This window comes from Nocardioides daeguensis, assembly GCF_019192965.1.
GTDB classification, from domain to species: Bacteria; Actinomycetota; Actinomycetes; order Propionibacteriales; family Nocardioidaceae; genus Nocardioides; species Nocardioides daeguensis.
The window spans coordinates 168,579-180,980 of sequence record NZ_JAHTKU010000004.1 but is presented as its reverse complement, the minus strand read 5'-3'; the positions used below and the strand labels follow the sequence as shown (position 1 = coordinate 180,980).

10 protein-coding genes are annotated in these 12,402 nt (G+C 72.2%); 8 read left to right on the top strand and 2 right to left on the bottom strand.

Annotated features, from left to right (window positions below; all coding sequences use genetic code 11):
• Positions 1–56 precede the first annotated feature (56 nt).
• A complete protein-coding gene (locus tag KU893_RS03775; RefSeq protein WP_246591836.1) occupies positions 57–1,118 on the top strand; it encodes a sulfotransferase family protein in 1,062 nt (353 codons plus the stop codon).
• 435 nt (positions 1,119–1,553) lie between these two features.
• Here the strand turns inward: KU893_RS03775 and KU893_RS03770 are convergent, their stop codons facing one another.
• Positions 1,554–2,624 carry a class I SAM-dependent methyltransferase gene (locus KU893_RS03770; protein ID WP_218232982.1) on the bottom strand — a complete coding sequence of 357 codons (1,071 nt, stop codon included), beginning with the start codon at positions 2,622–2,624 and terminating at the stop codon, positions 1,554–1,556.
• Between the two features lie 104 nt (positions 2,625–2,728).
• Here KU893_RS03770 and KU893_RS03765 point away from each other — a divergent pair, with 104 nt between their 5' ends.
• The 4 genes from KU893_RS03765 to KU893_RS03750 all read left to right on the top strand — a co-directional run bounded on the left by KU893_RS03765 (position 2,729) and on the right by KU893_RS03750 (position 6,879).
• Positions 2,729–3,745: a hypothetical protein gene (locus tag KU893_RS03765; protein WP_218232981.1), complete on the top strand. Its 1,017-nt coding sequence runs from the start codon at positions 2,729–2,731 to the stop codon at positions 3,743–3,745.
• The gene (locus KU893_RS03760) at positions 3,738–4,784 is read left to right on the top strand and encodes a glycosyltransferase (RefSeq protein WP_218232980.1); all 1,047 of its coding nucleotides are present in this window, start codon (positions 3,738–3,740) and stop codon (positions 4,782–4,784) included. The genes KU893_RS03765 and KU893_RS03760 overlap by 8 nt, the downstream gene beginning before the upstream one ends.
• A 67-nt stretch (positions 4,785–4,851) precedes the next feature.
• The gene (locus KU893_RS03755; protein ID WP_218232979.1) at positions 4,852–6,093 is read left to right on the top strand and encodes a glycosyltransferase family 61 protein; all 1,242 of its coding nucleotides are present in this window, start codon (positions 4,852–4,854) and stop codon (positions 6,091–6,093) included.
• 9 nt (positions 6,094–6,102) lie between these two features.
• On the top strand, positions 6,103–6,879 hold the full coding sequence (locus tag KU893_RS03750; RefSeq protein WP_218232978.1) for a class I SAM-dependent methyltransferase: 777 nt from the start codon (positions 6,103–6,105) through the stop codon (positions 6,877–6,879).
• Between the two features lie 558 nt (positions 6,880–7,437).
• Here KU893_RS03750 and KU893_RS03745 read toward each other — a convergent pair.
• Positions 7,438–8,853, bottom strand: coding sequence for a tyrosine-protein kinase domain-containing protein (locus KU893_RS03745; protein ID WP_218232977.1), 1,416 nt, complete (start codon positions 8,851–8,853; stop codon positions 7,438–7,440).
• 138 nt (positions 8,854–8,991) lie between these two features.
• On the opposite strand from KU893_RS03745, the gene KU893_RS03740 reads away from it, so the two are divergent.
• From KU893_RS03740 to KU893_RS03730, 3 genes are all read left to right on the top strand, one after another.
• Positions 8,992–10,833, top strand: coding sequence for a DUF4012 domain-containing protein (locus tag KU893_RS03740; protein ID WP_218232976.1), 1,842 nt, complete (start codon positions 8,992–8,994; stop codon positions 10,831–10,833).
• Positions 10,834–10,930: 97 nt separating this feature from the next.
• Positions 10,931–11,752, top strand: coding sequence for a HoxN/HupN/NixA family nickel/cobalt transporter (locus KU893_RS03735; protein ID WP_257440847.1), 822 nt, complete (start codon positions 10,931–10,933; stop codon positions 11,750–11,752).
• A complete protein-coding gene (locus KU893_RS03730) occupies positions 11,749–12,399 on the top strand; it encodes a hypothetical protein (RefSeq protein ID WP_218232975.1) in 651 nt (216 codons plus the stop codon). The genes KU893_RS03735 and KU893_RS03730 overlap by 4 nt, the downstream gene beginning before the upstream one ends.
• The last annotated feature ends 3 nt before the right edge of the window (positions 12,400–12,402 follow it).

Sequence of the window (12,402 nt, the reverse complement as noted above, 5' to 3'; positions counted from 1 at the left end):
CCTGACGGCTATCCTCGCCGCGTGCTTCGTCTCCCGAACCAGACGGCGTGAGGCGGATGGCCGTCCTCGCCGAGCTGGCCGATGGCCAGATCTCCATCCAGTGCGACATCTGCGTCCCGCCCGTCCTCACCGTCAACACCCCCGCCCAGCTGGCCAGCAACGGCTGGTCGCTCGCGTCCCGGGGGGAGCGGCTCGACGCGTGCCTGAACTGCTCGGCCCACGTCGCGCCGCGGCAGCGGGTCGCCCGCGGCGACGTCCCGCCGGTCGTCCCGGACCCGGCCCGGTTGCCGAACGTGGTCGTCGTCGGTGCGATGAAGGGCGGGACGACGAGCATGCACAACTACCTCGACGTCCACCCGGACGTCGCGGTGTCGACGGAGAAGGAGATGCGCTTCTTCTCCGACCCCCGGTGCCTCACCTGGGTGGGTGCCTACCAGGACCACTTCCCCGAGGGCACCCGGTACCGGGTCGAGTCCTCGCCGCACTACACCAAGTACCCCTGCATCCCCGGGGTCGTCGACCGGATGGCCGACCTCGTCCCGGACGCCCGGCTGATCTACCTCGTGCGTGACCCCGTCGACCGGGTGGTGGCGGAGTACGTCGAGCAGCTGCAGTGGCGCGCGACGCGGCTCAGCCTCGACGAGGAGCTGGCCGACCCGGCCGCCCCGGGCAACGCCCTCGTGGCGTCGAGCCGCTACGCGACCCAGCTCGAGGAGATCCTGCGGCGGTTCCGCCCCGACCAGGTGCTGGTCGTCGACCTCGCCGACCTCGGCGCCGACGTGGTCGGCACGATGGCGCGGGTGTTCGGCTTCCTCGACCTCCCGGTGCCCGACGCGTCCGCCGAGGACTACGGGCGCTACAACACCCGCGAGGAGAAGCACCAGGTGCCCGGGTGGCTGCTGGCGCTGCGGCGCGGCCCACTGCTGCGCGCCTTCCGCCGCCTGCCGGCCGGCCCGCGCCAGCTGGTCACCCAGCGGATGTGGCGCAGCGACCGCAACCTGCTCGAGCGGCCGACGCTGCGCCCGGAGACCGAGGCGGCGCTGCGCGCCGCGCTGCAACCGGAGGTCGACCGGCTGCGCGAGCTCACCGGGCAGTCGTTCGCCACCTGGTCGCTCTGAACCGCCCCGGCGTCTCCCGGTGGTTGAGGAGCCGCCCCGGTGGTTGAGGTGTGACGAGCGCTAGCGAGGAGCCGCCCCGGTGGTTGAGGTGTGACGAGCGCTAGCGAGGAGCCTCGAAACCTCCGGGCCCGCTGCTCGGACCCGCCCATGGGATCCTCGCGGTGTCACGGTGGGTGGTTTCGAGGCTCGGCGCTGGGGCGCCTCGCACCTCAACCACCGGTGGCGTCGCGGTGTCACGGTGGGTGGTTTCGAGGCTCGGCGCTGGGGCGCCTCGCACCTCAACCACCGGTGGCGTCGCGGTGTCGCGGTCGGTGGTTTCGAGGCTCGGCGCTGGGGCGCCTCGCACCTCAACCACCGGTGGCGTCGCGGTGTCGCGGTCGGTGGTTTCGAGGCTCGGCGCTGGCGCGCCTCGCACCTCAACCACCGACAGTCGCGTCAGGCCTTCTTGCGGAACAGGTAGAACCGGTCGTGCAGGTCGATGAGCTCGCGCAGCTCGTCGGACTGGTGGATCGGGCGGTCGTCGACCAGCTCGTAGCCACGGTCGAGGACGTCCTGGCGGAACGGCTTCATCGAGCCGTCGAGCTCGGTGCTGCGCAGCTCGTCGGGGGTGTTCGGGACGATGAGCAGCCACGGGATGTCGCGCTCGGCGATCCGGTCCAGCCACCAGCACACGGCCTCGTGGGAGGCCTCCGAGAAGCTGTGGATGTTGACGGCGACGTCGTAGCGATCGGCGAGCTTCTCGTGCTCGTGCAGCGGCACCACGCGCACCGTGTCGGGCAGCCCGCGGAACTTCGTGTAGTACTCGCACAGGAAGGTCGAGGTCGCGACGGCGTCGACGCAGTCGTAGGCGGCGAGATCGGGGAAGGCGGTCGACATGCGGTGCGCGAGGCGGCCGTAGCCGGCGCCGATGTCGAGGACGCGCAGGCCGTCGATCGACGCCAGACCCATCTGGTCGTCGAGGTAGTTGATCTCGTTGATGCTGTCGAGCAGGTCGCGGCTGACCGCCGGTCGGGTGCCGAACTCGAAGGTGAACGCGCCGAACAGCCCGTCCTCCTCGAGCTTGTTGAACAGGCCGAGCGAGTCGCGCTCCTGGACGTCGAGCATCGCGAGGTACATGCGGATCCGGGCGGCGTGGCCGAGCTGGCGGAACTGCCAGACGTAGGCGTTGTCGCCGCGGAACCAGGCGAGGGAGAGGTTCTTCTTCAAGAAGCCCTGGCGCCACTGGGTGTGGACCGCGGACGGCAGGTCGAGGGCGTCGTACGTCGCCTGCAGCTCGACCAGACGGGGGTTGTCCTGGCGCAGCTCGGCCTCGGCCCCGGCGGGCAGCGCGACCTTGTCGTTGTGGGTCACCGCGACGTAGCGGCGGCCCTCCTCGTCGATCCGGCTGACCATGACGCCGGCGCGAGCGGCGCCGGACTTGACGCGCCGCCGGAGCCAGCCGGCGACCAGTTCCGGGTTGGCGCGGCGGGCCTTGGCGACGAGCTCGTCGGCAGAAATCGGGGGCACGGTGGGCAACTGTAACCGCATCAGTTGCGGGTCGTTCTGCATCTGGTGGAATGAGTTTCCGCTGATGGCCAACCGCAGAATCCGCACCCCCCCCGAGGATCCGCTTGCTGACCACCCCCGTGACGCTGATCGCGTTCAACCGACCCGACCTGACGTCGGGGACGTTGGCCGCGATCCGGGCCGCACAGCCGACCCGGCTGTTCCTCGTCGCCGACGGCCCACGCCCCGGCAACGCCGACGACGTCGAGCGCTGCGCCGCCGTCCGCGCCGTCCTCGACGACATCGACTGGCCGTGCGAGGTGCACCGGCGGTACGCCGAGGAGAACCTCGGTCTCGAGGCCAACGTCGAGCTCGGCCTGGACTGGGTGTTCGGGCAGGTCGACGCCTCGATCGTGCTCGAGGACGACTGCCAGGCCGGCCCCACGTTCTTCCGCTACGCCGCCGACCTGCTCGAGCGCTACCGCGACGACCCGCGCGTGTGGCAGGTCTCCGGCAGTGGGCTCGGCGTGCCGCGCCGGCTGTTCGGCGACGACAGCTACGCGTTCACCGCCTGGGCCAGCGTGTGGGGCTGGGCGACCTGGGCCGACCGCTGGCAGCGGCACCGCGAGGTCTTCCCGCGCGATCACGCGCACGGCGACGCCCCGGTGCGCACGGTGCCCGCCGTGCAGCAGCCCGGCCTGCTCGTGACCCGCTCGGGCCAGCAGCACTTCGCCGACGCCGCGGCATCCGACGACACCGTGACCCACGGCTGGGACAAGCACTGGTGGCTGACCATGATGACCTTCGACGGGCTGGCGATCTCACCGGCCGTCAACCTGGTCGAGAACGTCGGCTGGGGGGCCGACGCGACCCACGGCGTCGCGCCCGGCAAGCGGGACAACGCCGCCGAGGAGGTCGCCTTCCCGCTGCACCACCCGGCGCGGGTCGCGTTGAACACCGACGTCGAGCGCGAGCTGGAGCTGGTGCTCAACCGCGTCGGGGGACGGGCCGCGACCATCGCGCGCCAGGTGTTGCGCTCGCCGCGGCTGCGCCACGCCGCCCGCACCGCCGTCAACAGCCGGGCCGCCACCGCCGCCCACCGTTTCGTGAGCCACCTGGGAGAGAAGAGCCGTCGTGCCTGAGCCTGGACCCGCTGCTCCGCTGGGCACGCCGGTCGTGATCGTGGCGTTCAACCGGCCGGCCGTCGTACGCCGCACGGTGGAGGCGGTGATCGCCGCCCGGCCCGCCGACGTCTTCCTGGTCGTCGACGGCCCCCGCTCCACGCACCCGGAGGACGCCGCGCGGTGCGCCGAGGTCCGCGAGCTGCTCACGTCGGCGACCTGGCCGGGGCGGGTCCACACCCGGTTCGCCGAGCGCAACATCGGCCTCGAGGCCAACGTCGAGCTCGGCCTGGACTGGGTGTTCTCCCAGGTCGACCGGGCGATCGTGCTCGAGGACGACTGCATCCCGCACCCCACCTTCTTCGACTTCTGCGTCGAGCTGCTCGACCGGTACGCCGACGAGCCGCGCGTGTGGCAGGTCGCCGGCGACAACAAGGGCATCCCGCGCGCGATGTTCGGCTCCGAGAGCTACGCGTTCACCACGTGGGCGAGCGTGTGGGGCTGGGCGACCTGGGCCGACCGCTGGCACGCGCACCGGGAGGTCTTCCCGCGCGACCACGCCGGCGCCGAGGAGCGGGTCGGCCACACGCCGCGCACCGCGGACGCCGTACGCCCGGTCGAGGTGCTGCCGCACCCCGACTCCCTCGCGACCGAGGCCGCGCTGCGGCACTTCACCCAGGTGGCGGGGGACCGCGACGGCGACTCGCGCGGCTGGGACCACCACTGGTGGGTGACGATCATGTCGCGCCGGGGCCTGTCGATCACGCCCTCGCTCAACCTCGTCGAGAACGACGGGTTCGGGCCCGACGCCACCCACACCCACACGGCCCGCGAGCCGATGCCCGCGCAGGCGATGCCGTTCCCGCTCGTCCACCCGCCGGCGGTCGAGCTCAACGAGAGGGCGGAGGCCGAGCTGGAGCTGGTCCTGCTGCAGATCGACGGCCGCCTCTCGCGAGCGGTCAAGCGGATCATCAAGCCGCTGTGGATGCGGGTGATCATCGGACGGATCGTGCGGTTCCGTCCCGTGTGGGCCGTGGTCCGCCGGCTGGTCGCACGATGAACCACCCCACCGAGTTCTGCACCTCCCCCGCTTCGCTCCTCCGGCACACAACTCTGCGGGGACCCCGATGAGCCTTCCCACCTGGCTGCGCCCCTGGTGGCCGCTGTTCAAGCGGCTGCACCTGCTGGTGACCCGGTTGCTGGGGCACCTGTTCCGCGCGGTGTCGCCGCTGCTCGGTGCCCGGGGAGTGCCGCGGCGCGCGACCGAGATCGCGGTCGAGACCGCGCGGGAGCCCGGCGTCACCCTGCACCCGGGCAGCCCCGAGGAGAGCTGGGTGCGGCCCGCGACGCTCGGAGAGCCCGCCGGGCACTGGCTGTTCGAGGCGATCCATGCCGCCACGGTCCCGACCCCGAAGGTCCCGGCGACCACCATCCCGGCGACGTTCACGCTCGAGATCGCCGGCGGCCGGCTGAGCGGCGACTACGCCGCGGCGACCACGCCGACCAAGGTCCTCGACCACGAGACCAGCACCTACTTCGGTGTCTTCGACTGGCGCGAGCACCCGGTCTTCCTGCGCCCGAGCCTCGGACCCACCGAGCACGTCGACGGCACGGTGCTCAGCCTCACCGCCCGCGGCACGTCCGAGAACTACTACCACTTCCTCTACGACGCCCTCGGCCGGCTGGCGGTGCTCGAGGAGACGCTGGGGGAGCAGGCGCTGAAGGAGGCCGACGCGGTCGTCGTACCGCACCGGACGCGCTACCAGAAGCAGCTGCTCGAGCTCGCCGGCGTCACCACCCGGCTGATCCAGCCCGAGCGCGGCCGCACCGTCTCCGCCGACCGGCTGCTCGTCCCGAGCAACCCCAACTGGGCGCTGCAGGCCCCGCCGGCCACCGTCCGGTGGCTGCGCGACCGGCTGCCCCCGTCGGGCGCGACGGACACCCCGCGCCGCCTCTACGTCACCCGCGGCACCACCCCCCGCACCCGCAGGTACGTCGAGGAGGCGGCGCTGTGGCCGGAGCTGGAGCGGCGCGGGTTCGCCCGCATCGACCCGGGCCAGCACAGCGTCCAGGAGCAGATCGACCTGTTCCACGGCGCCGACGTCGTCGTGTCCCCCCACGGCGCGGCCCTGACCAACCTCACCTTCTCCCGCCCGGGAGTCCGGGTGCTCGAGATGTTCGCGTCGACGTACGTGCACCTGGGGCTGTGGGCGATCTGCCAGGCCGTCGGTGCCGACTACCGCTACCTCGTCGCCGAGCCGGCCGCCGGGCCGAACGGCCCGAACCAGGGCGTCCTCGACGACGTCACCATCCCCCCAGCGCGAGTGCTGGCGTCCGTGGACGCCCTGCTCGCGGACCTCGAGAAATAAGGTGTGGCCGTGAACGACGGGAACAACGCAGATTCGACGTTCCGCCCGGGCGAGACCCTCTCCCGGCTCTACCCGGAGGTCCGTGCGGGTGGATACACCCGCCACGACGGGTTCATCGAGTTCTACACGCGCGTCAACGCGCTGCTCGACGCCGACAGCCGGGTGCTCGACTTCGGCGCGGGCCGCGGCCTGTGGGCGATCGAGCCGTTCCCGGAGCTGCACCGCAAGCTGCGCGGCTTCCACGAGCGGGTCGCCGAGGTCCACGGCGTCGACGTCGACCCGGTCGTCCTCGACAACCCCACGCTCGCCTCCGCGAAGGTGATCGAGCCCGGCGGCGCCCTGCCCTTCGGCGACGCCGAGTTCGACCTGGTCGTCGCCGACCACGTCCTCGAGCACGTCGCCGAGGAGGACGCCCCCCGGGTCTCCGCCGAGCTGCTCCGTGTCCTCAAGCCCGGCGGCTGGCTCGCGGCCCGCACCCCCAACAAGTGGGGCATCATCGGCGTCGGCGCGCGCGCCGTACCCAACGACCTGCACACGCGCGTGCTCAAGCGGCTCCAGCCGCACCGCAAGGCCGAGGACGTCTTCCCGGTCCGCTACAGCATGAACACCCGCCGCTCGCTGGCCGCGCTCTTCCCGCCGCCCCACGAGCTGGTCGTCTACGGCCACGCCTCCGAGCCCACCTACTTCGGCTCCAACGCCCCCGCCTGGCGAGTCGCCCAGCTCGTCGACCGCCTCACCCCGCCCGCCCTGGCGCCGACCCTGATGGTGTTCGTCCGCAAGGGCTGAGGCCTCCCCGGTGGTTGAGGCGCCTGGCCGGTGGTCGAGGTGTGACGAGCGCTAGCGAGGAGCGTCCCCGGTGGTTGAGGTGTGACGAGCGCTAGCGAGGAGCCTCGAAACCACCGGGCCCGCTGCTGGGTGGCGGGCATGGGAGCCTCGCGGAGTCGGGGTGGGTGGTTTCGAGGCTCGGCCGCGGGCGGCCTCGCACCTCAACCACCGGCACGGCTCGGCCGCGGGCGGCCTCGCACCTCAACCACCGGTTGGGCTCCCCGGTGGTTGAGGTGTGACGAGCGCTAGCGAGGAGCCTCGAAACCTCTGGGGGTGCTGCCGGTACCTGGTCATGGTGGCTTCGCGGGGTCGGGGTGGGTGGTTTCGAGGCTCGGCCGCGGGCGGCCTCGCACCTCAACCACCGGCACGGCTCGGCCGCGGGCGGCCTCGCACCTCAACCACCGGCACGGCTCGGCCGCGGGCGGCCTCGAACCTCAACCACCGGTTGGCACCGACAGAACGAACGAGCCGCCGGGGACCAGGTCCCCGGCGGCTCGTGCCGTTGTGCGGTGGTGGGCCTCAGGCCCGGCGGCGTCCGGAGCCGGCCGGCGCCTTCGCGTCGGACTTGCCCGAGCGACCAGACGGGCTGGTCTCCTCGTAGTAGTAGTAGTAATACGAGCCGATGGCGCGCTTGGCGACCATGTTGACCACGACGCCGTAGAGGCGGGCGCCGACCTGGTTGAGACGGTTGATGGCCTCGTTGACCTGGTCCTTGGTCGTCTTCGCGTGCCGGACGACGATGATCACGCCGTCCGCGAGCTTGGCCAGCACCGACGCGTCGGCGACGGGGAGCAGCGGCGGGGCGTCGATGATGACCATGTCGTACGACGACCGCAGCCGCCGGATCAGGTCGTGGGTGATCTTCGACTGCAGGATCTCGGTCGGGTTCGGCGGCTTGGCGCCGCTGGCGAGGACGTGCAGGCCGCTGGCCTCGTGGACCTGGATCGCGTCGTGGATCTCGGTCTTGCCGACCAGGGCGGTGGTGAGGCCGATCGCCGGGTCGAGGCCGAGGGTGCTGGCGACGCGCGGGCGGCGGAGGTCGGCGTCGATGATCAGCGTGTTGCGGCCGGTCTGGGCGAGGGCGACCGCGAGGTTGGTCGAGGTCATCGTCTTGCCCTCGCCGGGCACGGCGCTGGTGATCACCAGGCAGCGCGGCTGGTGGTCGAGGTCGATGAACTGCAGGTTCGTGCGCAGCAAGCGGAACGCCTCGGTCCGGGCCGCGAAGCCACCGAGGTCGGTGAGCAGCGGCGCGGAGCGGATGTCGCCGTCGAAGCCGATGCTGGCGAGCACCGGCGACTCGGTGAGCTCGGCGACGTGGTCGGCGGTGCGGATGGTGCGGTCCAGGATCTCCCGGGCGACGGCGAGGCCGATGCCGAGCAGGATGCCGATCAGGGCGGCGACCACGAGGTTGAGGACGACGTCGGGGCTCACCTGGCTGGCGTTGTACGACGCCTTGTCGGTGATCTGCGCACGGATCTGCGACTCGTCGGTGCTGCCGCCGGGCGTCTCGAGTCCCGCGACGTAGCTGGTGAACTCCTCGGTGGTGACGTCGGCGATGGTCTGCGCGTCCCGCGGGTTCTCGTCCTTGACGGTGATCTGGATGAGCGAGGTGCTCTCCACGACCTCCGCGTCGATCCGGGAGGCGAGCTGCTCCGGCGTCATGTCCAGGTCGAGCTGGTCGATGACCCGTTCGGCGAGCTCGGTGCTCTTCACGACGGTGGCGTACGACGCGGCGCGGTTCGACGCGAAGAGCAGCGCGGCGTACGCGTCGGTCGTGTCCCGGACGTCGACGGTGAGGAAGATCTGCGTCTTCGACTCGTACATCGGCGTGCGCGTGAACGTGATCGCAGCGCTGACCCCGAGTGCGAGCAGGATGATCGTCACGATGCTCGTCCAACGGCGCCGGAGCACCGTCAGAAACTGCTTGAAGTCCAAGTCCCGTCCCTTACTTGTGACATACGTCCCGACCCGACCGATTGCCGATCCTAGGCCACGCTCCAGTACCCCAACGGGCCGGACGGTCGATGGTCACTGTCCCATGGCGACCAATCGTGCGCTGCTAGTCTCCCGGGCATGTCGCCCGAGATCCGGCGTCGGCGCCGGTCTCGCGGCTTCCGGCGGCTGCAGCGGCAGGTACGCCGGTTTCGTCAGGACCACCCTCGCTGGACGCTCGCGATCGTGGTCGGTGCCGTCGTGCTGGTCGCGTTCTTGTGGTCGCTGTGGGTCGTGCTCGGTGCCGGCCGGGACCTCAAGGAGGTCGAGAGCCAGGCGCGCGTGATGCGCGCGGCGCTGGTGCGGGGCGACGCGGTCGGTGCCCGCGCCGCGCTCGAGAGGTACCAGGAGGCGGCCGATGCCGCGGACGACACCACCCACGGCGTGACCTGGTCGGTGTTCGGTGCCGTCCCGCTGCTCGGTGACGACGCCGAGGGTGTCGCGACGGTCGCCGAGGTGCTGGCAGACCTCGGGCGGGACGGGCTGACGCCGGTGGCCGACGCGGCGGACGAGGTGACGGCCGGCAGCTTCCGGCCGGTCGCCCACACGTTCCCGCTGGAGCGGATCGCGGCCCTCGAGGAGCCGGCGGCGCGCAGTGAGAAGGCGTTCGACGCGGCCGGCGCCCGGCTGGCGGAGGTCGACTCCTCCGGCTTCCTCGGCCCGATCGGTACGGCGTTCGACAGCCTGGAGGCTCTCGTCGACGACGCGCGCGGCACCTTGCAGTCGACCTATCGCGCCTCCCGGCTGATGCCCCGCATGCTCGGCCAGGGCGACGCCCGCAACTACCTGATGGTCTTGCAGAACAACGCCGAGTCGCGCAGCAGCGGCGGTCTCCCGGGTTCGCTGTCCCTCATCCACGCGCGGGACGGTAAGGTCGAGATCACCGAGCAGGTCGACATGGCCGAGCTCGGCGCGACCCCGGGCCGCCCGGTGCTGCCGCTCAGCGACGAGGAGCGGAAGCTGTTCGGCGAGATCCTCGGCACGGTGGGCGTCGACGCCACCATGACGCCCGACTTCCCGCGCGCCTCCGACCTGATCCGCGCCCGCTGGGAGCAGGTCCGCGGGCAGCGCCTCGACGGGGTCCTGTACGTCGACCCGGTGGTGGTCTCCTACCTCCTGCGTGCGATCGGCCCGGTGCCGGTGGCCGGGTACGCCCCGGTCAGCGCGGCCAACGTGGTCAGCCGGGTCGAGAACGAGATCTACGCGCTCACCGCCGGCACCGAGGCGCAGAGCGACTACCAGGAGGCCGTGGCCAAGGCGGTCTTCGACGTCTTCTCTGACGGCTACGGCAGTCCGGCCGACGTGATCCGCGCGCTCGTCGCCGGCGTCGACGAGGGCCGGGTGCGGATGCACTTCTTCTCCGACGTGGCGCAGCGGGAGATCGCCGGCACCCCGATCGCGGGGGAGTTCGTCGACCGCGCCGAGACCCCACCGGTCGTGGGCGTCTACGTCAACGACGCGGGCCCGACCAAGATGCAGTACTACCTGCGGCAGCGGGCCCAGCTGTTCTCCCGCTCCTGCGCCGGCGGGCGCCAGGAGCTCGGCACCACCCTCACGTTCACCAACGCGACGCCGCCGCGCGCCGACGAGCTGCCCGACGCGATCACCGGCGAGTTCTTCCCCGGCAACCGGACCGACCCGGGGCAGCAGCTGCTCGTCGTCTACGTCAGCGCTCCGGTCGGCGGCAGCGTCGAGGAGGTCACGATCGACGGACAGTCCGCGGGCGACCCCACCGTGACGACGTACGCCGGCCGCGAGGTCGCGACGATCGGCCTGCTGCTCGACCCCGGCCAGTCCCGGACGGTCGACGTCCTGCTGCGGACGGCGAAGGGGGAGAGCGCCGACCCGCGACTGGAGATGTCGCCGGGTGTGGCGCCGGGCAGCTCGAACGCCACGGCCAGCTCCGCCTGCCGCACCCGATGAAATGGTGAGGTCTCACCCCTTTTCTTTACCTTCGAGTCATCCCGGGGCCACGGACCATCAGCGCTGAGGTCATCCGGCATGGCGAGCATGGCTGCCCGTGCCCCACACCGCTTGGTTGGCGCGCTCGGCCGACGTCGTGCTCGCCTCCTCCCTCGATGACCGCCTGGTCGACCTGGTCGAGTCGCCCGGCTTCGTGCCGGTGGCCTTCCTGCTCGCCTTCGCGACCGGCGCCGCGCACGCCGTCGGTCCCGGCCACGGCAAGAGCCTCGCGGCGGCGTACCTGGTCGGCGCCGACGGCAAGGTGCGCGACGCCGCGTGGCTCGGGGCCTCTGTCGCGGTCATGCACACCGTGTCGGTGCTCGTCGTCGCGGTGGCCTGGACCTTCCTCTCGCTCTCGGACCTGGTCTCCCTCGGGCAGCTGACCAGCGGCCTGCAGCTGGTCGCCGGGCTGATGGTCATCGGGGTCGGCGTCTGGCTGTTCCGCCGCCACCTCCGCGCCGGCGGCCATGGCCATGGCCACGGCCACGGGCATGGCCACGGCCACGGGCATGGCCACGGGCACGGGCACGGCCACGAACCGGCTGGGGTGAGCCGCCCCGGCCTGGCCCTCCTCGGCATGTCCGGCGGCCTCACCCCGTCACCGGCGGCGTTCCTGGTGCTGGTCACCGGCCTCTTCACCGGCCGCGCCGGGTTCGCGCTGCTGCTCGTGATCACCTTCGGCCTGGGCCTGGCGACGGTGCTGTTCGCGGTCGGACTGCTCGCCCTGGCCGGGCGCAGCGTCGTGGTCCGGGCCGCGGAGTCGCGGGCCCTGGTCACCGCCGCGACCCGGGTCGCGCCCGTGCTGGCCGCGGCCAGCATCACCGTGATCGGCTGCGTCGTCACCACCACCGCCGTCGGTCAGCTGGTGGCGGCGACATGACCCGCTCGATCGCTGCCCACCCCTTCGGCGACCCGCAGACCGTCGAGGTCGCCGCGGACCCGACCGACCCCGCGATGGTCCACGTGACCTGGAAGGTCGGGGCCGCCGACGACCTCACCCTGCTGGGCATCCACCTCGGCGTGCTGCCCGAGGACCGGGTGATGCTCGACGGCGCCATCGACTACGACGAGGGCGACGCCGCCCTCGTCCAGCAGGCCCCCGAGGTGCACTCCTACCTGCTCGAGCACGTCGAGGTGGCCGCCGGCGGCCAGTCGTGCGACGGCCGCGTGGACGCCTCGGGCGACCTGATCACCGACGGCGCCGACCTGGTGTTCACCTGCTCGCAGCCCGTGGCGAGCGCCACCGTCACGGTGAGCACGCTGACCGACCTGCACCCGGCGTACCGCGCCCTCGCGACCGGTCCTGACGGCCAGCACCAGGTGTACGGCGCCGATGCGCCCGTCCACGACTGGGCCCTCGGCGCCGCGACCGGCGCCACCCCCGGCAGCAGCACCGGTGCCAGCACCGGCGCCAGCGCTGCCCTCCAGATCGGCGGTGTTCTCGGCGCCGTGCTCCTCGTCGTCGTCGCCGGGACCCTCGTGGTCCGGCGCCGGCGGCAGGCAACTCCCATCACCCCCAACCCTTGAGGA